Consider the following 23,699-nt stretch of genomic DNA (forward strand, 5'->3'; position numbering starts at 1 on the left):
GCGAACCAACAGGTCGGGGGCCGAAAGGAGCGCGTCGTGGGCACTGTGGAGCACTTGGGCCGCGGTGCGGGCCGGATCTCCGGGGACCTGGGCGAACTGGCGCCGTCCCCTCGGCCCCGTTCCGGACCCCCACCCGGGAAGCCGGACAAGACCCAGCGGGTCGTCCGCGGCGTCGGCGAGGCGCTGATCACGCTCGGCATGGTGGTCCTGCTGTTCGTGGTCTACGAGGTCTACATCACCGACCTCATCTCGGCCGGCAAGCAGCGGGAGGCCGCCGCGGAGCTCGACGACCGCTGGAGCGACCCCACCATCGGCGGCGGCGAGGAGCGGCAGGACCACTTCGGCCAGTTCGGCGAGGGCGAGGGCTTCGCCAAGATGCACATCCCGAAGTTCGGCGCCGACTTCCACTTCACGGTCGTCGAGGGCACCACCGCGCCGAGCCTGGAGATCGGGCCGGGGCACTACACCGACACCGCCTACCCGGGCGAGCCGGGCAACTTCTCGGTCGCCGGGCACCGGGTCGGCAAGGGCGCGCCGTTCAACGACATCAACCTGATCGAGTCGTGCGACGCGATCGTGGTGGAGACCCAGTACACCTGGTTCGTCTACCGCATGGTGCCGCTTGAGGAGGAGAAGGCGGGCTGGGCCCAGGGCAAGGGCAAGGACCCGCGCTGCGAGGGCGTGCTGCTCGGCGGCGTCTACGAGGGCCTGGTCGGCCAGCGGATCGTGCTGCCCACCAACGGCGACGTGATCGCGCCCATCCCGACCGACCCGACCAGCACGGCGAGCGCCGGTGAGTCGGCGTCGCTGCTGACCCTGACCACCTGCCACCCCCGCTTCTCCGACAAGGAGCGGCTGATCGTGCACTCGGTGCTCACCAACGAGTACCCCAAGGACCCGAGCAAGCCAGACTGGCGGCCGCCGGCCTTCGAGGAAATCACCTGATGTACGGATGGATCTGGCGGCACCTGCCGGGGCCGCTCGCGGTCCGGGTGGCGCTCGCGGTGGTCCTGGCGGCCGGGGTGGCCGCGCTGCTGCTGTTCGTGGTGTTCCCGTGGGTGGAGCCGCTGCTGCCGTTCAACAACGTCACGACCGAGTGACCGCCCGGCCGGCCAGGCCGAACACGAGGACGCCGAGCCCGGCCAGCACGGACATGAGCGGCAGGGTGGCGGCCAGCAGCAGGCAGCCGGCCAGCCCGGCGGCGTTGAGCGCCCTCGGCCACCGCCGGTCGGCCGCCGGCTGGGTCCACGCCGAGGCGTTGGCGATCGCGTAGTAGACGAGCACCCCGAACGACGAGAACCCGATGACCTCGCGCAGGTCGGCCACCAGCACGGCCACCACCACGACCGCCGCGACGGCGACCTCCGCGTGGTGCGGCACCGCGAAGCGCGGGTGCACGGCGGCCAGCCAGCCCGGCAGGTCCCGGTTGCGGGCCATGGCGAGCGTGGTCCGGCCGACGCCGGCGATGAGCGCCAGCAGCGCGCCCAGGCTGGCGGCGGCCGCGCCGACGGCGACGACCGGCGCCAGCCCGCCGTGCCCGGCGGCACGGAGCAGGTCGGTCAGCGGTGCCGCCGAGTCGGCGAGGTCGACCGGGCCGAGGACGCCGAGCAGGACGACGGCCACGGCGAGGTAGAGCACGAGCGCGCCGGCCAGCGCGCCGAGCACCGCGCGCGGAATGGTGCGGGCCGGGTCGCGGACCTCCTCGCCGAGGGTGGCGATCCTGGCGTAGCCGGCGAAGGCGAAGAACAGCAGCCCGGCCGCCTGGAGCACTCCGCCGGTCGACCATCCACTCTCGACGGACACAGTGGACACGTCGGGAACGGACAGTGCGATCGTCAGCAGCAGCACGGAGAGCACGATCGCGAGCAGGATCCGCGTGAGGAGCGCGGTGCGGGTGATGCCTCGGTAGTTCACCGCGGCGAGGACCACGACGGCGGCCGCGGCGACCGGCCGCTGGTACTCCGGCAGCACGTAGGTCGCGAACGTCAGCGCCATCGCCGCGCAGCTCGCCGTCTTGCCGACCACGAACCCCCAGCCCGCGGCGAACCCCCACCACTCGCCGAGCCGCTCCCGCCCGTACAGGTAGGTGCCGCCCGACGACGGGTAGGCCGCGGCCAGTTGCGCCGACGCGACCGCGTTGCAGTAGGCGACGAACCCGGCGAGCAGGAGCGCGACCGGCAGCGCCGCCCCCGCGCTCGCGGCCGCCGGGGCGAACACGGCGAACACCCCGGCGCCGAGCATCGAGCCGAGCCCGATGGCGGTGGCGTCGAACGTGCCGAGCCGGCGAGCGAGCTCCACGGGGGTGCCTCCGGGCAAGTAGGGTGGTCGGTCATGCGGGTACTGGTGGTCGACAACTACGACAGCTTCGTCTACAACCTGGTCCAGTATCTGGCCCAGCTCGGGGCGGACTGCGTGGTGCGCCGCAACGACGACGCCGAGCTGACCGCGCCGGACGCGCTCACCGGGTTCGACGGGGTGCTCGTCAGCCCCGGCCCGAGCACGCCGGAGCGGGCCGGGTCGAGCATCGAGGTCGTGCGGCGCTGCGCCGCGACCGGGGTGCCGGTCCTCGGCGTGTGCCTGGGCCACCAGGCGATCGGGGTCGCGTGGGGCGCCACGGTCGACCGCGCGCCGGAGCTGTTGCACGGCAAGACGAGCGTGGTGCACCACGACGGCGCCGGGGTGCTGGCCGGCCTGCCCGACCCGTTCACCGCGACCAGGTACCACTCGCTGACCGTGCTGCCGGACACCGTTCCGGCCGAGTTCGAGGTCACCGGCCGCACCGAGGGCGGCGTGGTGATGGCGATGCGGCACCGGGAGCTGCCGGTGGAGGGCGTCCAGTTCCACCCGGAGTCCGTGCTCACCGAGGGCGGCCACCGGATGCTGGCGAACTGGATGGCCGCGTGCGGGTACCCGGTGCCGGACGCCACGGTCGCCGACCTGACCCTGCAGCTGCGGGCCCTGGCCAGCGCGGCGTCCATCCCCTGACGGCGGCTCAGGCCGGCGGGATGTCGGGGACCGTGCCGTCGAGCGTCGACGCGGCCAGCGACTCGCCGACGGCCGGCGCGTGCTTGAACAGGTTGTCGCCCCACAGGAACGTGGCCGGACCGCCGGTGGTCACGTGCACCCCGTCGCCGAGACCGGCGGGGAGGTCGCAGTACAGCTCGTCCACGATGTCGTCCTCGACGCCGGCCAACGCCTCGCGGACGTAGCGGCGCACCAGGTCGCGGGATCGGGCCACCACCGCCGCCCGGCCCCGTTCCCACGCCTGTTCCGCCGGCGCCAGGGAGGCGCCGACCGACCAGTGGCCGGGGCCGGAGCACTGCTGGTAGGTGGTGAACCCGGGCCGCCACGACTCCGTGCCGTCGATCCAGCACGGCGGTGCGGCGGCCGGATCGCGCAGGCGGAACGTGAACCGCACGTGGTGGGCGAGCTCGGTCGGCACGTACACGCCCACCTGCGCCGCGAGCTGCCAGGTGCCGCGCCCTGCGGCGACCACCACCCGGTCCGCCTCGACCGGCCCGGCGGACGTGTCGAGCCGTACCCGGTCGTCGGTCGCGGTGAGCCGGTAGGCGTGGGCGGTGCGCAGCGCGGAACCGACCGCGGCGCGCAGGAACGTCCGGGTGGCCGGCACGTCGATCACGCCGGCGCCGGGGTCGACCAGTGCCGGGCCGGGCAGCGCCGACCGGACGGGCAGGCCGAGCGCGTCGGCGGCGGGCTCCACGGTGTGCGGGAACCCGGCCATGGCGGTGGCCCAGTCTGGCGCGTTCGGTCCGGTGACCACGAGGCCCTGGGTGCCGACCAGTGGGGTACCGGCGCGCTCCGACCACCACGACCACAGGTCCGCCGACCGGGCCGCGTAGGCCACGAGTCCGGGGTCGGCGTGCGCCAGGCGGAAGATCCGTGAGTTGCCGGCCGACCGGGCGGCCATCGGCTCGTCCTGGTCGAGGCACACCACCTCGGCCCCGCGCCGTGACAGCGCGTCCGCCGTCGCCAGACCGACGATCCCCGCCCCGACGACCGCGACCCGCATCGCCTCAGCGGCCCCCGCCGCCGTTGAGCTCCGAGGCGACCCGCACCCCGACCTCCTGGTCGACGTCGATCTCCTGGCCCTCGGCGATCTCCTGCTCGACGATCCGGCCGAACTGGGTCGGGTCGTCGGTCTCGCCGCCCTGCTGGACGTTCATGTCGCCCTCCCAGCCGAGCTGGCGCAGCTGGGCCTCCGCCTCCTGCGGGAACAGGCCGGTGAGGTTCGGCATGACGATCTTCTCCTCGGCCAGCTCGCCGTTCGACACCTGCAGCGTCACGGTCGTGCCCGGCGGGTGCTGCCCGCTGCTCGGGTCCTGGCCCACCACGGTGCCGGCGGGCTCCTCGGAGTCGACTTCCTCGGTCTGCACCTGGAACCCGAAGTTCTCCAGGTTCGCGCGGGCGGTCTCCACGTCCTGGCCGGTGAGATCGGGCACGCCGACCGTCTCCAGCTCCTCGCCGATGGTGATCGACACCTGGCCGCCCTTGTCCATCGGCTGCCCGGCCTCGGGGCTCTGGTCGACGACCTTGCCGACCAGGTTCTCGTCCTCGGTCTCCTGGGTCGGCTGGTTCGGGTCGATGGTCAGGCCGACGTCGGTGAGGGCCTTCTTCGCCTCCTCCGGCGTCATGCCGGTGAGGTCGGGCACGTCGACCTGCTCCGCCGGGGCGCCGACCTTCAGCGTCAGCCGGTCGGCCTTGTCCATGGTCGTGCCGACGGCCGGGTCGGTGGCGATGACCTGGCCGATGCTGTTCGGTCCGCACGGTCCCGGCTGGCCGTCCGGGGTCGGCTGGCAGGGCACCTGCTCGGTCCGCACGGTGAAGCCGTCCTCGGTGAGCGTGCTTCGGGCTTGTTCGGCGTCCTGGCCGATCACGTCCGGCACGGTGACCTGCTCCGGCGGCGCCTCCTCGGTGTTGAACGCGCTGGAGACCAGCCAGACGATCACGCCGATGAGGGCGATCCCGAGCACCGCGACCAGGGCGATGAGCCAGCCCTTCTTGCGCCGGCGCCGCCGCTCCTCCTCCTCGTCCTCGTACGGGTCGTAGTCGTCGTACTCCTTGGCGAGGGTCTGCGGGCGGTGCCGGCCGCGGGTCTGGTCCATCGGCGCGCGGCCCTGGGACATGACCGCGGTGCGGTCCTCGTCGGTCATCACCATCGGCGCCAGCGGCCGCTGGCCGGACAGCACCCGGACCAGGTCGGTGCGCATCTCGGCGGACGACTGGTACCGGTTCGGCGCGCCCTTGGACATCGCCTTGAGCACGATCGCGTCGAGCGCGGGCGAGACCCGCGAGTTGAGCGACGACGGCGGCTTCGGGTCCTCCCGGACGTGCTGGTAGGCCACCGCGACCGGGGAGTCACCGGTGAACGGCGGGTCACCGGTGAGCAGCTCGAACAGCACGCAGCCGGCGGCGTAGACGTCGCTGCGGGCGTCGACCGCCTCGCCGCGGGCCTGCTCGGGCGAGAGGTACTGGGCGGTGCCGATCACCGCGGCGGTCTGGGTGACGGCGGCCTGGCCGTCGGCGACCGCGCGGGCGATGCCGAAGTCCATCACCTTGACCGCGCCGGTCTTGGTGATCATCACGTTGGCCGGCTTGACGTCCCGGTGCACGATGCCGTGCCGGTGCGAGAAGTCCAGGGCCGCGCAGACGTCGGCCATGACCTCCATCGCGCGCTGGCCGGGCAGCGGGCCCTCGGTCTTGACGATGTCGCGCAGGGTCCGCCCGTCCACGTACTCCATGACGATGTAGGGCAGCGGGCCGTGCTCGGTCCTGGTCTCGCCGGTGTCGTACACCGCGACGATCGCCGGGTGGTTCAGCGCGGCGGCGTTCTGCGCCTCGCGGCGGAAACGCTCCTGGAACTGCGGGTCGCGCGCCAGGTCGGCGCGCAGCACCTTCACCGCGACGTCCCGGCCGAGGCGGACGTCGCGACCCTTGTGCACCTCGGACATGCCGCCGTAGCCGAGCACGTCGCCCAGCTCGTACCGGTTGGAGAGCAGTCTAGGACTGTTCATCGGTCTGTCGTCTCGATCCCTGTATGCGGATGTGCGGCGCTCGGTCACATCATGCCGTTCCTGCCACCTGCCCGGGGTCACGGCGGTCCTTCTTCCTCGTCACAGCGAATGATGACCTCCGCACCGGTCGCCAGGGTGCCGTCCGGGGTGAGGCTGGTCACCGCGCAGCCGTCCGGGTCGTCCGGTGGGCGACCGTCCTCGCTCAACACCACCGGTTCCAGCCCGGCGCCCTGGAGGCGTTCCTCGGCCTCCGCCGCCGGCAGGCCTTCGTAGTCACTGCTGTCAACGACGACGAGCTCGGTTGGGTTCTCCTCATGTCCTGGCATCGACGGCACCCCGGGTGCTTCGCCGGCGCCGTCGTCGCCGACGTCGTTGTCGCCGCTGCCACCATTGTCGTCCTGGTCGGCCGGGGCGGACGACTGCGGCCGGGACTCGCCGCCCGTGTCGCCGTCGTCGTTCAGCAGCGTCATCAGCCCGAACCCGGCCAGGGCCAACAGCGCCACCGCGAGCACCCCGACCAGGATCCACAGGCCGGTGCGGTTCCGCCGGGGCGGGGGGTAGGGGGTGCCCGGGTTGAACGACCCGGTGCCGGGGACCTGGTGCGGCGTGCTCGGCGGACCGACCGCGAGCAGCTGCGGGTTGCTCGCGCTCGCCGGACCGCCGAGCTGGGCGGGGGCGAGCGCGCGGCCGGTCGGCGCCGGCAGCGGGAGCCCGGCCCGCACCGCGGCGACCGCGGCGGCGAACTCCCCGCCGCTGCCGTACCGCTGCGCCGGGTCCTTCACCAGCGTGGCCTCCACCACGGCGCGCGCGTGCGGCGGCACGTCCGGCGGCAGTGGCGGCGGCAGGTCGCGGATGTGCATCATCGCCACGGTGACCGCGTTCTCGGAGAGGAACGGGCGGTGCCCGGCGAGGCACTCGTAGCCGACCACGGCCAGCGAGTACACGTCGCTCGCCGGCTCGGCCTCGTGCCCGAGCGCCTGCTCCGGGGCGATGTAGTGCGCCGTGCCCATCACCATGCCGGAGCGGGTGACCGGGGCGGCGTCGGCGGCCTTGGCGATGCCGAAGTCGGTGAGCTTGACCACCACTCGGCCGTCCGGGGTGGGGGTGACCATGATGTTGCCCGGCTTGACGTCCCGGTGCACGAAGCCGCGTTCGTGCGCGGCCTGCAGCGCGTTGCCGGCCTGTTCCAGGATCTCCAGGGTGCGCTCGGCGCTGATCCGGCGCTCCTTGGCCAAAATCGCCGCCAGCGGGTCGCCCTCGACGAGCTCCATCACCAGGTACGCGGTGTCCTTCGGGCCGTCGACGATCGCGGCGGTCTCGCCGTAGTCGTGCACCGCGGCGATGCCGGGGTGGTTGAGGGAGGCGGTGGTGCGGGCCTCCGTGCGGAACCGGTGCAGGAACTCGGCGTCCCCGCACAGCTCCGGCTTGAGCACCTTCACCGCGACGCGGCGGTCGAGCCGGGTGTCGGCCGCCTCCCAGACCTCGCCCATACCGCCGACCGCGATCCGGCGGGAAAGCCGGTATCGCTCGGCGAGGAGCTGGCCTGACGTCAGCATCTGCTCAGTTCCCCCTGGCCAGGGCGGCGTTCATGGTCGCCCGTCCGACAGCGGCGGACAGTTTGCCACCGGTGGCCGCCACATCCCTGCTTTCTACCACCACGGCCACCGCGACCTGCGGGTCATCGGCCGGCGCGAACGCCACGTACCAGGCGAACGGCGGGGTGTTCTTGGGGTCGGCGCCGGTCTCGGCGGTACCGGTCTTGGAGGCGATCTCGATGTCGTCGCGCTTGCCCTCGCCGCCGGTGTTGTTCTCGGAGAGGATCATCATGTCGGTCAGCTCGTCGGCGTCCTCCGCCGACATGGCCTCGCCGAGCTCCTCCGGGTCGTACTCGGAGATCGTCTCCAGGTCCGGCGCGAGCACCTTCTGCACCAGCTGCGGGTGCATCCGGATGCCGTCGTTGCCGATGGTCGCGGCGATCACCGCGTTCTCCAGGGCGGTCAGCCGCACGTCCTTCTGGCCGATGCCACTCTGGTACAGCGACGGCTCGTCCTCGATGTCCATGCAGTTCCCGTCGGCCCGCGAGCCGACGCAGGACGGCACCACCTGCAGCGGGATCGTCAGGTCGGTCTGGCCGATGCCGAACCGGGCCGCCTGGTCGACCAGCTTCTCCTCGCCGACCTCGGCGGCCAGCTGCGCGAACGCGGTGTTGCAGGACAGCTCGAGCGCGGTCTCCAGCGAGGCCGTCTCCCCGCTGCCGCACGTCCTCGAGTTGTAGTTGCTCATGCAGCGGGTGCTGCCGTCGGACGGGTCGCACGCTTCGCCGGTGAGCACGTCGATGCCCGGCGCGGCCATCAGCTGGGTGTCGGAGTCCCGGCCGTCCGCCAGCCCGGCGGCGGCGGTGATCAGCTTGAACGTCGACCCGGGGGTGTAGTTCTCGGAGATGGCCCGGTTCAGCATCGGCTTCTCCGGGGCGTTGGAGTCCCGGTACTTGTTGTACGTCTGCTCCTGGACGTCCGGGTCGTGGTCGGCCAGCCCGCTCGGGTCGTAGGACGGGGTGGACACCATGGCCAGGATCTGGCCGTCGTCCGGCTTGATCGCGACCACCGCGCCGGTGAAGTCGTTGCCGGTCATGGCCTGGTAAGCCGCGGTCTGCACCCGCGAGTCGATGGTGGTGACGATGTTGCCGCCGCGCGGGTCGCGCCCGGTGACCAGGTCGGACAGCCGGCGCACGAACAGCCGGTCGTCGGAGCCGTTGAGGATCTCGTCCTCGGTGAGCTCGAGGCCGGTGGCGCCGTAGCGGACCGAGTAGTACCCGGTGACCGGCGCGTACAGCGGGCCGTTGGCGTAGGTGCGCTGGAACTGCAGCTGGTCGTCGGTGGCCTTGACGTTGGCGATGATCTTCTCGTCAGCGGTGATGATCCGGCCGCGTTCGCGGGAGTACTCCTCGTAGAGCACCCGCTGGTTGCGCGGGTCGTCGCGGTACTCGTCGGCGTTGAAGAGCTCGATGTAGGTCGTGTTCGCCAGCAGCAGCACGATCATGGCGAGCATGACCAGGCCGACCCGGCGCAGGGGCGTGTTCATGAGGGTCTCTCCACCATGACCGTGTGCGCCTCGGCGATCGGCGCCTGGGCGACCGGCTTGGGCTTGACCCCGGTCTGCGGACGGCGCGCCGCGTCGGAGATCCGCAGCAGCAGCGCGACCAGGACGTAGTTGGCGAGCAGGGACGAGCCACCGGCGGACAGGAACGGCGCGGTGATACCGGTCAGCGGGATCAGCGTGGTCACGCCGCCGACGACCAGGAAGATCTGCATGATCAGGGTGAACGACAGGCCACCGCCGAGCAGCTTGCCGAAGCTGTCGCGGACGGCGACGGCGCTGCGCAGCCCGCGCAGCGCCAGGATCATGTACACCAGCAGCAGCGCGGTCAGCCCGATGAAGCCGAGCTCCTCGCCGATCACCGCGGTGATGAAGTCGGAGTTGGCCTGGTACAGCAGCATGTCCGGCCGCCCGGCGCCGAGGCCGGTGCCGAACATGCCGCCGGTGGCGAAGGCGAACAACGCCTGCGCGAGCTGGTAGCCGCCGGTCTCGTAGAGCCCGAACGGGTCCAGCCAGCTCTCCACGCGGCGCTCCACGTGTCCGAACAGCTGGTAGGCGAGCACGCAGCCGACCGCGAACAGGGTCAGCCCGACGCCGACCCAGATGAACCGCTCGGTGGCCACGTACAGCAGCGCGAGCACGACGCCGAAGAACAGCAGCGCGGTGCCGAGGTCCTTCTCGAACACCATGATCGCCACGCAGATGCCCCAGGCGAACAGGATCGGGCCCATGTCCCTGGCCCTGGGCAGGTCGATGCCGAGCACCCGGCGGCCCGCGACGGTGAACAGGTCGCGCTTGGACACCAGGAACGCGGCGAAGAACACCATCAGCAGGATCTTCGCGAACTCACCCGGCTGGATGGAGAAGGCGCCGAGCCGCAGCCAGATCTTCGCCCCGTTGACCTCGGACAGCTGCGCCGGCAGCATGCCGGGCAGGGCCAGCAGCACCAGCCCGGCCAGGCCGAACATGTAGGCGTACCTGGACAGCGTCCGGTGGTCCGGGAGGAACTTGAGCACGGCGATGAACAGCCCGGTCGCGATGGTCGTCCAGAGCACCTGTTTCGGCGCGGCCGCGGACCAGTCGTCCGATCCGAACCGCTCGGTCAGCGCCAGGTCGATCCGGTAGATCATCACCAGACCGATGCCGTTCAACAGCGCGACGCACGGCAGGATCAGCGGATCGGCGTAGGGCGCCCACCTGCGCACCGCCGCGTGTGCCACCGCGAACAGCACCAGGTAGGCCAGGCCGTACCAGACCAGCCGCATGGTGAGCTGCTGCTCCTGGTTGACCTCCACCAGCATCAGCGCGCCGGTCATCAGGCCGGCGGCGAACGCGAGCATCGCCAGTTCGGTACCGCGCCGGGTCGGAGCCGAGCCGCCTGGCTGCTCGCTTCCCTGGGCGGGCGGCCCCGCTGGACCCGGCGAGGCCATCAGCCGCCGCCCTCGTCCCCGCGCGGCTCGCGGCAGTTGACCCCGGGCTCGGGTTCCAGCGGCTGGGGCGAGGTGCCCGTGGCCGGCTCCGAGGGCGGGGTGGAGGCGGCGGTCGAGCCGGCACCGCGCGACGGGGAGTTCGTCGGGGTGCTCGGTAGCGTCGGCTGGCCGACCTGATCCTCCTGCTGTTGCTGTGCCATCGACTCACAGATGGGCAGCGGGAACTTGGTGCGCAGGTCCTGGATGAAGTTGCGGGCGTCCGGGATGTTGTCGAAGCTCTCCGAGCCGGAGCGGACCGTCTCCCGGCCGAGCTGGCGGAGGTCGTCGACGTAGAACCTGTCGCAGGTCGTGACCTCGGGGTCGCAGCTGCCCTGCACCTGCCGGTTCAGCGAGACGCCGAAGACGCTGCCGCGTACGCCCTGGAAGATGGCGATCTCGCCGTCCTCCGCCTCGCCGACGAAGTACTGCCGGTTGACCACGATCCAGGTGGCCACCGCGCCGCCGGCGAGCACCACCAGCACCAGGAACAGGATCATGAACAGCCGGAAGCGCTTGCGGCGCTTGGCCTTCGGGTCCGGCGGCGGCGCGGCCTGCTCCGCCCGGACCGGTTCGATCCTCGGCGCGGTGAGCGCGCCGGCCCGCGACGCGGGCGAGTCCGGCTGCGGGCCCTCGTCCTGTCCGTTCCCGGCGGCGCCGCCCACGATGGGCGCGTCCTCGCCGAAGTCGATGTCGACCACGTCGGCCACGATGACCGTGACGTTGTCCGGGCCGCCGCCCTTGAGCGCGAGCTCGATCATCCGGTCCGCGCACGCCTGCGCATCCGTGATCTTGATCGTCTCGGCCAGCGTCTCGTGCGAGACGACGCCGGACAGGCCGTCCGAGCAGAGCAGGTACCGGTCGCCTGCCCGTGCCTCCCGGATGGTCAGGTTCGGCTCCACCTCGTGCCCGGTCAGCGCCTTGAGCAGCAGCGAGCGCTGCGGGTGGGAGGCCGCCTCGTCCTCGGTGATCCGGCCCTCGTCGATGAGCGACTGGACGAACGTGTCGTCGTGGGTGATCTGCGCGAACTGGCCGCCGCGCTGCAGGTAGGCGCGCGAGTCGCCGATGTGCACCAGGCCGATGCGGGTGCCGGCGAACAGGATCGCGGTGAGCGTGGTGCCCATGCCGTCGAGCTCGGGGTCGCTCGCGACCAGCTCGGCGATCGCGCCGTTGCCGGCCTGAGTGGCCTCCCGGAGCTGGGCGAGCAGGTCCTCACCGGGTTCGTCGTCGTCCAGCGGCGCGAGCGCCGCGATGACGACCTTGCTGGCCACCTCACCCGCGGCGTGGCCGCCCATACCGTCGGCGAGCGAGAGCAGGCGGGGACCGGCGTACACGGAGTCCTGGTTGTTGGAGCGGACCAGGCCCCGGTCGCTGCGGGCCGCATAGCGAAGGACGAGGGTCATGACCGTAGCTCGATCACCGTCTTGCCGATTCGGATCGGGGCCCCGAGAGGCACCCGGAGGGGTGCCGTGACCTTAGCCCGGTCGAGGTACGTCCCGTTCGTCGAGCCCAGATCTTCCACATACCAGTCGGTTCCACGCAACGAGATCCTGGCATGTCGGGTGGACGCGAAGTCGTCGTCCAGCACCAACGTGGAGTCGTCCGCGCGACCGATCATGATCGGCCTGCCGTCCAGGGAGATCCTGGTTCCGGCCAGCGCCCCGTGCGTCACCACGAGCTGACGGGGCGCCTTGCCGCCCCGGGACTTCTTCGCCGACGAGCGGCGGAAACCCGGGACCGAGACACGAAGGCCGGCCGCGGCGTACAGGTCGGAGCGAACGACCCGCAACGCGGCCAGCACGAACAACCAGAGCAGGGCGAGGAACCCTGCTCTGGTCAGCTGCACAACCAGCTCTGGCACCTGCTGCGAACGCTCCCGCCGATAGGAATAGGTGAGTCACCGCGCGGCGGTCTGCCTGCGGTCGGGTCGGGCTGCCGGAGTGCGGCTGATCAGCCCTGGGTGCGGAACACCAGCGACGAGTGACCGATGCGGATCACGTCGCCGTCGGCGAGCTGCCAGGTCTGGACCGGGGTGCCGTTCACCGTCGTCCCGTTGGTGGAGCCCAGGTCGGCGAGTGTCGCACTCTGCCCGTCCCAGGTGATCTCCAGGTGCCGCCTGGACACGCCCGTGTCCGGCAGCCGGAAGTCGGCGTCCTGGCCGCGGCCGACGACGTTGCCGCCCTGCTTGAGCGAGTAGGTGCGGTTGGAGCCGTCGTCGAGCTGCAGGCTGGCGTTCAGCTGACGCGGGCCGGTCTGCACGGCCGGCGGGGCGTAGCCCTGCTGCGCGTACGGGTCCTGGCCGTAGCCGCCGGCCGGCTGCTGGCCGTAGCCCTGGTCGTACCCGCCCTGCTGGCCGTACCCGCCCTGCTGGCCATAGCCCTGGTCGTAGCCCTGCTGGCCGTAACCCTGTTGGCCGTAGCCCTGGTCGTAGCCGCCTTGCTGGCCGTAACCCTGGTCGTAGCCCTGCTGGCCGTAACCCTGTTGGCCGTAGCCCTGGTCGTAGCCGCCTTGCTGGCCGTAACCCTGGTCGTAGCCCTGCTGGCCATAGCCCTGTTGGCCGTAGCCCTGGTCATATCCTTGCTGCTGGCCGTAGCCGTACTGCTGCTGACCGTACGGGTCGCCCTCGGGCGGTTGGCCGTAGCCGGGAGGCTGGCTCATGGATCGGTCTCCTGCGTTGCGGGGTGGTGCTGACCGCTGGCTTGCCGGCGCCCTGGCCGAGGCCTTGACGTCGGGGTCGACGGTCGAGCGTATTCGAAACTGTCCGGTGTGCAGCGCGTCGGAGCGCTCCAGGGAGACTACGACGTCACCATAGGTGTCCCACTGGTGCTCGGAGAGATACTCCGCCACACAGTCCGCGAGCAGCGCTGTTGTGCGGTCCTCGTCCCCGGCGAAGTTCTCGTGGTCGGTCGAACCGAGCGTCACCACGTAGTGGTTCGGCGCCAGCAACCTGCCACCAGCCAGCTCACGGACTCCTGCCTCACCTTCGCGTAGCAGCGCCTGCGCCACCTCCTGCGGTACGACGCTGCCACCGAAGACCCGCGCGAACGAGTTGCCCACGAAGTTCTCCAGTTTGCGGTTCAACCGCTGGCCGATGTTGCCCATGGGTACCTCCTTCCGCACGTGTGCTCCTCGTCCGATCGTATCCGGGTACGGGGAGTAGGACAGGGTGATGTGCAAACCCGGTTGAGTACCCCCGCCGAGACCGGTGTAGTCTCTGTCCCGTTCCCACTCGGGCGAGTGGCGGAATGGCAGACGCGCACGGTTCAGGTCCGTGTGTCCGTAAGGACGTGGGGGTTCAACTCCCCCCTCGCCCACCGATCGAAATTTCGACCGGTCCTGTCGGTGCTCCTGGCATCGGACAGGACCGTTTTTCGTTTGTGATGTGGCTCGCGCCCGCTCTCCGCGGCCGTTGATCTTTCCCCCTTCTTTTCGGTTGGGCCGTCTGGCTCACGGGTCACCCGGACGGCGGCACTGCCGGGGTGAAGTCCTGATGTCGGTCATCGACCGGTTATCGATGCAGGTGCGCCGCCGGTCGCAGGAGGGCCGTTCGCGTCTGCGTTTGCACGTGCAGGAACTGGTAGGCCAGAGAGGTACCAAAATACGTCGGGCTGGCAGGGGATGGCTTGGGCTCGGCGGTAATGGAGAGGGCTGGGTTCGTGACGGGCATTCCAGGGCGCGCGGCGGCTGCGGTGGACAATCTGACGGCGGTGCCGTCACCGCTTGTTCCTCCGGTCGAGCTGGCCGCCGAGGTCGACGAGCTCGCCGCCGCCGCGGCGCGTGGGCTCGGCTGGCAGGGGGTCGTGCTGCCGGAGATGAAACTTCTCGGGCGGCGGATCAATCTGGTGGCGCAGTTGCTGCCGGACGTGCACGCGGAACGCATCTGCCTCGGCCAGGAGCCGGAGGTGGACCGGGCGACCGTGTCCACCTGGGCCTGGTCCGAGTTCGCCGGACGCGTTCCGGAGCCCGCGGTGCGGATCGTGGGCGCGCTCGCGGTGGCGCGGCACTGGCGCACCGGTCTGGTGAACGCGGTGCCGTTCCTGCGGTGGTGCGACGCCGCGATGGTGCTGCCGATGTCGGTGGTGCTGACCAACGACTACCTGGTCAACTGCCTGCCCAGGGCGCGGGCCTACGGCGTCGGCATCGTCAGCTCGGTGCCCGGCCCCGAGGTCGACCTCGACCTGCCGGGACGGGCCGAGCGGGCACCGGCGGCCGTCGACGGCACGCAGCGGTGGCTGACCGAGCTGGCCTACGAGCAGATCCTGGCGACCGCGTCCTGATGCGGGTCGTCATCGCCGGTGGGCACGGCAAGATCGCGCTGCTGCTCACCGCTCGGCTGGCCGCACGCGGCGACTCCGTGCTGGGCATCGTGCGCAACCCCGACCACGTCGACGACGTGCGGGCCGCCGGTGGCGACGCGGCCGTCGTGGACCTCGAGGGCGCGTCCGTCGACGAGGTGGCCGCCGTGCTGGCCGGGGCCGACGCGGTGGTGTTCGCCGCCGGCGCCGGGCCGGGCAGCGGGGTCGCGCGCAAGGACACCGTCGACCGGGCCGCGTCCGCCTTGGTCGCCGACGCCGCCGAGCGCGCGGAGGTGCGCCGGTTCGTGCAGGTCAGCGCCATGGGCCTGGGCCGGGCGGACGACCCGTCCGTGGGCGAGGCGTTCGCCGCCTACCTGCGCGCCAAGGAGGCCGCCGAGCGCGACCTCACGGCACGGGCACTGGACTGGACGATCCTGCGGCCGGGGCAGCTGACCGACGATCCCGCGACGGGCGACGTCCGCCTCGACGAGAGCGTGCCGCCGGGCGCGGTGAGCCGCGACGACGTGGCCGCCGTGCTGGTGTCGCTGCTCGACGATCCTGCGACGAACGGTCGGATTCTGGAGCTGACCGGTCGCTAGGGCCGGCCGAGAACCCGGTTCACGTAGGGATTGCCGAACGTGCCGGCCGGATCGAGCTTCGTACGCAGCGCCGTGGCCTCGTCGAACCTCGGGTAGCGCTCGCGCAGGGCGGTGGCGTCGAGGGAGTGCATCTTCCCCCAGTGCGGCCGACCGCCGACCGCACCGGCCACCGACTCGAACAGGGCGAAGTACTCCCGGTACGGCATCCCGACGAACTGGTGCACCGCGAGGTACGCCGTCTCCCGCTCGTAGGCCGTGGACAGCCAGATGTCGTCCGGCGCCGCGACCCGGACCTCCACCGGGAACATCACCGGATCCGCCAGCCGGGGCACCCGCTCCCGCAGCTCGGCCAGCACCTCGCCGAGCGCGGCCCTCGGGATCGCGTACTCCGACTCGACGAACCGCACGTCCCGGTTGGTGACGAACACCCGGTGCGAGACGTCGGAGTACGCGCGGGCGGACAGCGCCGACGAGGACACGGCGTTGAGGGTCGGCACCAGCCGGGGCACCGCCCGGCCGAGCCGGCACACCGCGCCGAACACCGTGTTCTCCATCAGCCGGTACTCGACGAACCGGCGGGCCGGCGACAGCGGCTCCGGGGGCGTCCCGGCCGGCAGGCGGTTGTTGCGCTTGGTCAGCGCGGCCCGGCCGTAGGGGAACCAGTAGAACTCGAAGTGGTCGTTGTCCGCGCAGTTCTCGTCCAGGGCGGCCAGCACCTCGTCCAGCGGCTCCGGGCGCTCCCGCGCGGCCAGGACGAACGCGGGCTCGGTGCGCAGTGTCACCGTCGACACCACGCCGAACGCGCCGAGGCCGACCCGGGCGGCGGCGAACAGGTCCGGGCGCTCGTCGGCCGAACAGGTGACCACCGAGCCGTCGGCCAGCACCAGCTCCAGCGCGGCGACCTGGGTGGCGATGCCGCCGAACCGGGCGCCGGTGCCGTGCGTGCCGGTGGCGATGGCGCCGGCGATGGTCTGCGCGTCGATGTCGCCCAGGTTGGTCATGGCCAGGTCGAGCCGGTCCAGCTCGGCGTTGAGCGCGCGCAGCGTGGTACCGGCGCGGACGGTCACCAGGCCGGTCTCCAGGTCGGCCGCGGTCACCCCGGTCCAGCCGGCGAGGTCGACGGCGACGTCGTCGGCGGCGCCGACGGCGGTGAACGAGTGCCCGCTGCCCCTGGCCCGGACGGTCTTCCCCTCGTGGGCGGCGCCGGCGACCGTCGCGGCCAGCTCGTCCAGGCTCCTCGGCCTGCTCACCGCCGTCGCCACGGCGGACTCGGTGCCGGCCCAGTTGCGCCAGGCGGTGGATGGAGCTGCCACGGGTCCTCCCAGGTCGTACCGTTGGCGGGTGCCAGACGCCGAGTTGTTCAACGCCGCGACCAAACACCTCGACCCGCCGATCGCCGTCGTCGATCTGGAGGCATTCGACCACAACGCCGACGACCTGGTGCGCCGCGCCGCCGGACGGCCGATCCGGGTGGCGAGCAAGTCCGTCCGGTGCCGGTACCTGCTGGAGCGGGTGCTGCGCAGGCCGGGCTTCGCCGGCGTGATGGCGTACTCGCTGCCGGAGGCGCTGTGGCTGGCCGGCGAGTGGGCCGGCACCGACCTCGCGGACACCGACATCCTGGTCGCCTACCCGACCGTCGACCACGCCGCCCTGCGGGAGCTGGCCACCGACGCGCACGCGCGCGCCCGGATCTCGATCATGGTCGACTCGGTCGGGCACCTGGACGTCGTCGACGCCGCGCTCGGCCTGGGCCACCCGGACGTCCGGGTGTGCCTGGAACTCGACGCGTCCTGGCGGCCGGTGCTCGGCCGGGACCTGGCGCACGTCGGCACCCGCCGGTCGCCGCTGTTCACCGCGCGGCAGGCCGGCGCGTTCGCCCGCGCGGTCGCCGACCGGGACGGGTTCGAGCTGGTCGGGCTGATGGGCTACGAGGGGCAGATCGCCGGCCTCGGCGACCAGCCGCGTGGGCGGCCGGTGCTCGGCGGGGTGCTGCGCTGGATGCAGCGGCGGTCGGCGGCGGAGCTGGCCGGCCGGCGGGCCGCGGCGGTGGCGGCCGTGCACGAGGTGGCGGACCTGGAGTTCGTCAACGGCGGTGGGACGGGGAGCATCGAGAGCACCGGCGGGGATGCCTCGGTCACCGAGGTCGCGGCCGGGTCGGGGCTGGTCGGGCCGACGTTGTTCGACCACTACCGGCGGTTCAGCCCCCGCCCGGCGGTGCTGTTCGCGCTGCCGGTGGTGCACAAGCCGCGGCCGAGGATCGCGACGCTGTTCGGCGGCGGCTACGTGGCGTCGGGCAAGGCGGGCGAGGACCGGCTGCCGAGCCCGTACCTGCCGGCCGGGCTGTCGCTGCTCGGCGTGGAGGGCGCGGGCGAGGTGCAGACGCCGGTGACCGGGCGCGTGGCCAGGAACCTGCGGGTCGGCGACCGGGTGTGGCTGCGGCACACGAAGGCGGGCGAGCTGGCCGAGCGGTTCACCGAGTACCACGTGCTCGACGGCGACCGGATCGTGCGGACCGTTCCGACCTACCGCGGCGAGGGGCGCTGCTTCGGCTAGAGCTCGCCGGCGAGGTAGCCGCGGACGACCCGCTTGGCCTCGTCGATCATGTCCTGCTGGTCGAACAGCCTGCGCCGGAAGGCGAGCGCGAGAATGCCGTCGGCGAGCTCGTTGGCGATGGTGATCTGCCGGAACAGTCCCTCGACCGGCAGACCCGACCGCTCGCCGATCACCCCGGCGAGCTTCTCCGCGATGACCGTGTTGTTGTCCCGCTGGTCGTCGATGAACCGCAGGTCGATGACGTCGCCGAACCGGACCCGGGCGAACCCGGGGACCGTCCGGTACATCTCGACGTAGATGTCGATGATCTCGTCGACGCCGTCCCACCAGTGTTCGAGGTGGTTCCAGTCCAGCCGCCGGTCGATCTCGGCGGTGAACTGGTCGAGGTTGCGCTTGGTCAGCGCCTGCACGACGGCGCGCTTGTCGGGGAAGAACTGGTAGAGCGAGCCGACCGCGACGCCCGCCCGCTCGGCGATCAGGGTGGTGGTGACGCCGTCGTAACCCAGCTCGTCGACGAGCTCCGCACACGCCCCGAGCATCTGCTCGACCCGCTTGGCGCTGCGCTGCTGCACGGGTTGCTTTCGCAACGAAACAGAGGTTGCCACATGCTCTCCTAGAACCCGGGACCTGCCTCCATCGTGCCCAACGCGACCCGCAACCACCACAGAACTTTGTATACGAAACTCCTTCGGCAACACCGGTTCACCAGCACAAACACGGTCGGAACCGACCATCGACGAAGCTCTCGAACAACGCGGAACGACCCCCGCTCGACGTTGCGAGCGGGGGTCGTCCGGTGGTGGAGCCGCGAACCGATGCTGGTCGGGGGAGGGGGAGTACAACAGCACCGGTTCGCGGAGTCTGTGTCCTATCTGGCGTTGGCGAACCTGCCCGCCGAGCGCGTGCTCTTCTGCTCGGGCATCGCGTGCCTCGCGTTGGACGGGGTGGGGGCGAGTCCACCGGCCACCAGGTGCTCGTAGGCCGCCTGCCACACCGAGCACGGTGCCTTCTGCTGACGCCACCGGGTCGAGCACACCGGGCAGTTGCCCTTCTCGTCCGGTTCGTGGGCGGCGAGCATGGAGCGCCAGCCCTCGGTCAGCCTGGGGAGTTCGGAGCGTGCCACCGAAAGCAGGGACGGCGCGTCGGCGCGGTCGGCCAGCTCGGAGAGCATGTCGAGCCGTTCCCACACCGCGTTGCGCAGTACCTGCCCGAGTATCTCGTCCATCGGAGGAGTCACCGTTACCTTTCCGCCTGCTCGGCGGCCTCGCGAAGCGCGACCCGCAGCTGGCCGAGTTGACCCGCCGTCAGCACCGCTGTCTCGCCCGGCGGTCCTACCAGGACCACCCGATTGCGTTCGACGAGCACGGTGAGGCACCGCTCACGGTTGACGATGTCGCCGCAGTCGATGCGCCACACCCGCCGGCCGAGCGCGGAACCGTGCAGGTCCGCCGGTGGCGACGGGGCCACCGCTGTCTTGACCAGCTCCACCGTCTCGGATTCCCTCCGTGCTCGTACGCTTACAACCAACTACATTGGTGCCTACGAACACAGATTGGTGCGTCACAGCGCCGATCGGCGGTCGTCCCACGGTGAGCGGTCGCTGAACTTCGGTCGGACCGATCAGGTTCGCCGATCCGGACTTCTCGCGGCTTGTGAAGTGCGCATACATTGCTGCTGACGCCCAGCGGACTGTGAGGGGGCGGAATGAACTCCATCGGATCTCAAAGCTCATCCGTTACACGCGACGCGTGGGAGGGGCAGGAGATGCGACAAGCGCTCGCGGCGCGGGAGGTCAGCACGATCTACAAGCTGCTGCGACGCAGAGGCGTGTCACAACGCCAGATCGCGGCGATGACCGGTCAGTCACAGTCCGAGGTGTCGGAGATCCTCAAGGGTCGTCAGGTCATGGCCTACGACGTCCTGCTCCGGATCGCCGACGGCCTGGGTGTCCCGAGGGGATACATGGGCCTCGCGTATGACGAAGTCACGGCCACCCGGGTGGTCGAGACGCGCGAAGCCCCGGAGGCTGAGGAGCCGGAGAACGTGAAGCGTCGGAAGTTCCTTGCGCACGCCGCCGCGGTCGCGGTCGGTGCGCATGTGCTCGGCGCTGACTCGGGTCAGTGGGTGTCCAACCCCGTGTTGACGCCCGCCCCCGGTCGGATCGGGATGACGGACGTACGCCAGGTCGAGGCCGCCACCAGAGCCCTGCGCTCGCTCGACTACCAGTACGGCGGCGGGTTCTGTCGCGACGCCGTGGTCGCGCAGCTGTCCTGGGGGCAGCAGATGCTCAGCGCGTCCGGCACGGACGTGGTCAAGGCGCGCCTGCACGTCGCGCTGGCCGACCTGCACAACCTCGCCGGGTGGACCTCGTTCGACATCGGCCTGATCGACTCGGCGCGCAGCCACTTCGGCCGGGCGCTCGAGCTCGCGAAGGCCGGCGAGTCCAGCCAACTCGTGGCCAACATCCTGTACCGGATGGGCCGGGTCTACCTGCACAAGGAGTCCCCGGACGACGCGCTGAAGATGTTCCAGCTCGGCCAGATCGCCGCCCAGGAGTCCGGCTCCGAGCTGGCGGTGGCCGTGATCTGCGCGAACCAGGCCTGGGCCTACGCGATGATGGGCCACGAGGACCAGACGATGAAGCTCATCGGCCGCACCCGCGACGAGTTCGCCAGGGCCAACGCGGGCGAGGCCGAGGACTGGGTCAAGTTCTTCAACGAGGACGACGTCTACGCCATGATCGGCACCGTGCACACGGTGCTGGCCCAACGCGTGGACGTCAAGCACACGAAGTTCGCCATTCCGGCCCTGCACCGGGCCATCGGCTCCTACGGCGACGACATGGCCCGCAGCAAGGCGTTCAACCTGAGCTTCCTGGCCACCAACCACCTGCTCGACGGCGACATCGACCACGGAGCCAAGATCGGCCACCAGGCCGTCGACCTGGCCCAGCACCTCAAGTCCCGCCGCGTCCGGGACCGGCTGCTGCCGCTCAAGGAAGAGGCAGACAAGCGGCGCAACTACACCGACGCCCGCGAACTGTCCGACACCATCACCCGGTTCTACGACGCGGACGCCTCCTAGGCGAGGGCGGCCCGATGACCGCTGCGTCCACTCCGGCGTCCACCTCGGACCTGGCCCCGGGTCGCGGCGGTCAGTTCTCCCAGGCGAGCCTCGCCGAGGCCCTCACCGCCATCTGCGCGGCCGCGGGGCTCGACCCGGCCGGTGCGCGCCTGGTGCGCTGCACGAACAACGCCGTGTTCATGCTGGCCACCGCGCCCGTCGTGGTGCGGATCGTGGCCTCGAACGCGCTGGCGCACCGGGTGGACAAGGTGGTCCGGGTGGCCACCTGGCTCGCCGAGCACGACGTGCCGGCGGTCCGGCTGGCGCCGAGGATCACCCAGCCGGTGCGGGCCGGGCGGTACGTGGCCACGGTCTGGGAGTCGGTGCCGGCCGGCGGGCGCCGGCCGCGCGGGCGTGACCTTGGCAAGCTCCTGCGGCGGCTGCACGAGCTGCCGGAGCCGCCGTTCCGGCTGGCGGCGTGGCACCCGCTGGACGACGTACGCCGGCGGATCGGGGAGGCCGACGGGCTGGAAGCGGCCGCGCTCACCTTCCTACTGAATCGATGCGACCAGGTCGCCGAGCGCCTGGAGGCGGTGCGGTTCGACCAGCCGCCGGTGCTGCTGCACGGCGACGCGCACCTGGGCAACCTGATCCCGTCCTCGACCGGGGCGGTGCTCTGCGACTTCGACTCGGCCTGCGTCGGGCCGCTGGAGTGGGACCTGACGCCGCTCGCGGTCGGGGTGACCCGGTTCGGCGAGCCGGCCGGCCGGTACCGGGAGTTCGTGCGCACCTACGGGGTCGACGTGACCAGGTCGCCCGCCTTCCGGGTGCTGCGCGAGGTCCGGGAGCTGAAGCTCATCACGAGCGTGCTGCCGATCCTGTCCAGCCGGCCCGAGGTGCGGCCGGAACTGCTGCGGCGGCTGGCCGACGTACAGCGGGGAGTCACCACGTCCCGGTGGGCCCGCTACACGTAACCCGATCGGGTGAACTGGGCAAACTTGATCGTTCGGGTGATGGGGGGACGTCAGCCTTCGCGGGAAGCAAGCTACGCTCTGTGAAAGCTAGCCCCTTTCCGCTCCCCGAACGAGGTGTTCCATACCGGTGGCTAGGCGCAGGATTGTGACCATGCCGCGACGGCGTGCCCGTCGTGCGCTCGCCTCCGCGCGGATGCTCGACCAGGTCGTCGCCGAGCAGTTGCCGCTGGTCGCGCGCCTCCCGGAGGACAGCCGGCACCGGGCGGCGGACTTCCTCGCCGAGCTGGTGCTGCTGTCCCAGGCCTACCGGCACCACGCCGCCGGCTGGATCTCCCGGCGCGAGCTCGAGGAGCGGGGGTCGCACGCGGTGTCCCGGATCGCGGTCATCCGCCGTCGCTCGAGCCTCTCCTCGGCGCAGTTCACCGAACGAGACTGACCATTCGTCGTTGCGCCGTTCCGGGCGTCCTCGAACCCCGTGTGACCTGAGTCACACCCGTCGTGCGCGCGGTGAACGGTATCGGCCGCCCGCTCAACGCTTCGGACCGACCGAACCGGCGATCTCACGCAACCTCGCGGCCGTCTCGTGCGTACAGGATCAGGCCGGGTTCACGTCACCGGCGCGCGGGACAGGACGACCGCGAACCCGATCGCGAGCCCCATCACCGCCAGCTCCGCGGTCGCCCAGCCGACCAACGCCGTCCGCCGTTGCCCGACGATCGCGGGCAGCAGCCGCCAGCGGATGTTCGCGCCGAGCGCGGCCAGCACCGCGAGACAGGTCAGCTTCGACAGCACGAGGACGCCGTAGCCGGTGCTGAACAGCACGTCGAACAGGCCGCGGGTCGCGGTCAGCTCCACCACGCCGTTGAACACCCCGGTCACCGCGACCACGACCAGGCACACCGTGGCGAGCATGGAGAACCTCGGCAGCGCGGTGGCCAGCAGCGCCCGGTTCGACGCCAGCAGGACCAGGACCGCGGCGAGCCCGCCGGTCCACGCGGCCGCGCCGAGCACGTGCAGCTCCAGCGACACCATCGTGAAGTCCTGCCAGCGGAAGTTCGTCGCGTGCCCGGTCACCGGCAGCGGGAGCAGCGCGAACAACGCGACCGCCGTGCGCAGCTCCGCCGGTACCCGCTCGCCGAGCCGCACCGCCGCCAGGGCGAGCCCGAACGACACCAGCGCCAGGCCGGCCACGAACAACAGCGCCTTCCCGGCGGCGACCTGGCCGACGTAGGCCACTACGGCGTCGACCGACACCCCGGCGCCCGGCCGCACCTCCGCGGTCTGCAGCACCAACGCCACCAGCGCGGACACCGCCCAGACCAGCGCCGACACCGCCGCGAACCGCCGGCTGCCGGCGAGCACCGGTTCCGCCCTGGCCGGCCGGTCGTACCCGACCAGGATCGGCAGCAGGCTCAGCCCCACGGTGACCACCGCGGCCACGTCGAGCAGCCCGCGCACGACCGGGAGCCCGTACCGGACCGCCGCGTCCGGCTCCACCAGACCGGGCACCGGCTCGGCGGCGGTGACCGCGAGGCCGGCGAGCGTGCCGACCAGCGCGGCCCCCACCAGCACGGCGACCAGGTGGAGCCGGGGGGACGCGGCGGTCCGGGACCGGCTCATC

23 protein-coding genes and 1 tRNA gene are annotated in these 23,699 nt (G+C 71.7%); 10 read left to right on the forward strand and 14 right to left on the reverse strand.

The window, feature by feature from the left end:
- Positions 1-36 precede the first annotated feature (36 nt).
- Entirely contained in the window at positions 37-945 is a 909-nt protein-coding gene (locus JT362_RS25990; protein WP_260194370.1) for a class E sortase, read from the forward strand.
- A complete protein-coding gene (locus JT362_RS25995) occupies positions 945-1,100 on the forward strand; it encodes a hypothetical protein (protein ID WP_260194371.1) in 156 nt (51 codons plus the stop codon). Before JT362_RS25990 ends, JT362_RS25995 begins: the two co-directional genes overlap by 1 nt.
- On the opposite strand, the gene JT362_RS26000 is transcribed toward JT362_RS25995, so the two are convergent.
- Complete coding sequence (locus tag JT362_RS26000) at positions 1,087-2,298, reverse strand: APC family permease (protein ID WP_260194372.1); 1,212 nt, start codon at positions 2,296-2,298, stop codon at positions 1,087-1,089. The genes JT362_RS25995 and JT362_RS26000 overlap by 14 nt on opposite strands.
- Positions 2,299-2,331: 33 nt before the next feature.
- Here JT362_RS26000 and JT362_RS26005 point away from each other — a divergent pair, with 33 nt between their 5' ends.
- A complete protein-coding gene (locus JT362_RS26005) occupies positions 2,332-2,985 on the forward strand; it encodes an aminodeoxychorismate/anthranilate synthase component II (RefSeq protein WP_260194373.1) in 654 nt (217 codons plus the stop codon).
- Between the two features lie 7 nt (positions 2,986-2,992).
- Here JT362_RS26005 and JT362_RS26010 read toward each other — a convergent pair whose 3' ends face one another.
- The 8 genes from JT362_RS26010 to JT362_RS26045 form a co-directional block, all read right to left on the reverse strand.
- Positions 2,993-4,030 carry an NAD(P)/FAD-dependent oxidoreductase gene (locus JT362_RS26010; protein ID WP_311202756.1) on the reverse strand — a complete coding sequence of 346 codons (1,038 nt, stop codon included), beginning with the start codon at positions 4,028-4,030 and terminating at the stop codon, positions 2,993-2,995.
- Between the two features lie 4 nt (positions 4,031-4,034).
- Positions 4,035-6,032 carry a Stk1 family PASTA domain-containing Ser/Thr kinase gene (gene pknB, locus JT362_RS26015; RefSeq protein WP_260194374.1) on the reverse strand — a complete coding sequence of 666 codons (1,998 nt, stop codon included), beginning with the start codon at positions 6,030-6,032 and terminating at the stop codon, positions 4,035-4,037.
- A 77-nt stretch (positions 6,033-6,109) separates the two neighbouring features.
- A complete protein-coding gene (locus tag JT362_RS26020) occupies positions 6,110-7,588 on the reverse strand; it encodes a serine/threonine-protein kinase (RefSeq protein ID WP_260194375.1) in 1,479 nt (492 codons plus the stop codon).
- Between the two features lie 4 nt (positions 7,589-7,592).
- Positions 7,593-9,113: a peptidoglycan D,D-transpeptidase FtsI family protein gene (locus tag JT362_RS26025; protein ID WP_260194377.1), complete on the reverse strand. Its 1,521-nt coding sequence runs from the start codon at positions 9,111-9,113 to the stop codon at positions 7,593-7,595.
- Positions 9,110-10,558, reverse strand: coding sequence for an FtsW/RodA/SpoVE family cell cycle protein (locus JT362_RS26030; protein WP_260194378.1), 1,449 nt, complete (start codon positions 10,556-10,558; stop codon positions 9,110-9,112). The genes JT362_RS26025 and JT362_RS26030 overlap by 4 nt, the downstream gene beginning before the upstream one ends.
- Positions 10,558-11,997 carry a PP2C family protein-serine/threonine phosphatase gene (locus JT362_RS26035; protein WP_260194379.1) on the reverse strand — a complete coding sequence of 480 codons (1,440 nt, stop codon included), beginning with the start codon at positions 11,995-11,997 and terminating at the stop codon, positions 10,558-10,560. Before JT362_RS26035 ends, JT362_RS26030 begins: the two co-directional genes overlap by 1 nt.
- Complete coding sequence (locus tag JT362_RS26040) at positions 11,994-12,455, reverse strand: FHA domain-containing protein FhaB/FipA (protein WP_260194380.1); 462 nt, start codon at positions 12,453-12,455, stop codon at positions 11,994-11,996. The genes JT362_RS26035 and JT362_RS26040 overlap by 4 nt, the downstream gene beginning before the upstream one ends.
- A gap of 89 nt (positions 12,456-12,544) precedes the next feature.
- Entirely contained in the window at positions 12,545-13,696 is a 1,152-nt protein-coding gene (locus JT362_RS26045) for an FHA domain-containing protein (protein ID WP_260194381.1), read from the reverse strand.
- A 129-nt stretch (positions 13,697-13,825) separates the two neighbouring features.
- On the opposite strand from JT362_RS26045, the gene JT362_RS26050 reads away from it, so the two are divergent.
- The 3 genes from JT362_RS26050 to JT362_RS26060 all read left to right on the forward strand — a co-directional run bounded on the left by JT362_RS26050 (position 13,826) and on the right by JT362_RS26060 (position 15,488).
- A tRNA-Leu gene (locus tag JT362_RS26050) sits at positions 13,826-13,908 on the forward strand.
- A gap of 375 nt (positions 13,909-14,283) precedes the next feature.
- Positions 14,284-14,871 (forward strand): hypothetical protein, encoded by a 588-nt coding sequence (locus JT362_RS26055; protein ID WP_260194382.1) that lies wholly within the window; start codon positions 14,284-14,286, stop codon positions 14,869-14,871.
- On the forward strand, positions 14,871-15,488 hold the full coding sequence (locus tag JT362_RS26060; RefSeq protein WP_260194383.1) for an NAD(P)H-binding protein: 618 nt from the start codon (positions 14,871-14,873) through the stop codon (positions 15,486-15,488). Before JT362_RS26055 ends, JT362_RS26060 begins: the two co-directional genes overlap by 1 nt.
- Here the strand turns inward: JT362_RS26060 and JT362_RS26065 are convergent.
- Positions 15,485-16,801, reverse strand: a complete 1,317-nt coding sequence (locus tag JT362_RS26065) for a D-arabinono-1,4-lactone oxidase (RefSeq protein ID WP_260194384.1) — start codon at positions 16,799-16,801, stop codon at positions 15,485-15,487. The genes JT362_RS26060 and JT362_RS26065 overlap by 4 nt on opposite strands.
- Before the next feature lie 28 nt (positions 16,802-16,829).
- On the opposite strand from JT362_RS26065, the gene JT362_RS26070 reads away from it, so the two are divergent.
- Positions 16,830-18,041: an amino acid deaminase/aldolase gene (locus JT362_RS26070; protein ID WP_260194385.1), complete on the forward strand. Its 1,212-nt coding sequence runs from the start codon at positions 16,830-16,832 to the stop codon at positions 18,039-18,041.
- Here JT362_RS26070 and JT362_RS26075 read toward each other — a convergent pair.
- The 3 genes from JT362_RS26075 to JT362_RS26085 all read right to left on the reverse strand — a co-directional run bounded on the left by JT362_RS26075 (position 18,038) and on the right by JT362_RS26085 (position 19,523).
- Entirely contained in the window at positions 18,038-18,628 is a 591-nt protein-coding gene (locus JT362_RS26075) for a TetR/AcrR family transcriptional regulator (RefSeq protein ID WP_375546559.1), read from the reverse strand. The genes JT362_RS26070 and JT362_RS26075 overlap by 4 nt on opposite strands.
- A 281-nt stretch (positions 18,629-18,909) precedes the next feature.
- Entirely contained in the window at positions 18,910-19,266 is a 357-nt protein-coding gene (locus JT362_RS26080; RefSeq protein WP_260194386.1) for a hypothetical protein, read from the reverse strand.
- Positions 19,267-19,280: 14 nt separating this feature from the next.
- Positions 19,281-19,523: a hypothetical protein gene (locus JT362_RS26085; RefSeq protein ID WP_260194465.1), complete on the reverse strand. Its 243-nt coding sequence runs from the start codon at positions 19,521-19,523 to the stop codon at positions 19,281-19,283.
- Positions 19,524-19,745: 222 nt separating this feature from the next.
- Between JT362_RS26085 and JT362_RS26090 the strand changes: the two genes are divergently transcribed.
- From JT362_RS26090 to JT362_RS26100, 3 genes are all read left to right on the forward strand, one after another.
- On the forward strand, positions 19,746-21,125 hold the full coding sequence (locus JT362_RS26090) for a helix-turn-helix transcriptional regulator (protein WP_375546560.1): 1,380 nt from the start codon (positions 19,746-19,748) through the stop codon (positions 21,123-21,125).
- Between the two features lie 14 nt (positions 21,126-21,139).
- The gene (locus JT362_RS26095) at positions 21,140-22,078 is read left to right on the forward strand and encodes an aminoglycoside phosphotransferase family protein (RefSeq protein ID WP_260194388.1); all 939 of its coding nucleotides are present in this window, start codon (positions 21,140-21,142) and stop codon (positions 22,076-22,078) included.
- Positions 22,079-22,229: 151 nt separating this feature from the next.
- Entirely contained in the window at positions 22,230-22,514 is a 285-nt protein-coding gene (locus JT362_RS26100) for a hypothetical protein (RefSeq protein WP_260194389.1), read from the forward strand.
- Positions 22,515-22,684: 170 nt separating this feature from the next.
- Here JT362_RS26100 and JT362_RS26105 read toward each other — a convergent pair whose 3' ends face one another.
- Complete coding sequence (locus JT362_RS26105) at positions 22,685-23,698, reverse strand: CopD family protein (RefSeq protein WP_260194390.1); 1,014 nt, start codon at positions 23,696-23,698, stop codon at positions 22,685-22,687.
- Between the last annotated feature and the right edge of the window lies 1 nt (position 23,699).

The sequence above is a fragment of the Actinophytocola gossypii genome (assembly GCF_025165815.1).
GTDB classification, from domain to species: Bacteria; Actinomycetota; Actinomycetes; order Mycobacteriales; family Pseudonocardiaceae; genus Actinophytocola; species Actinophytocola gossypii.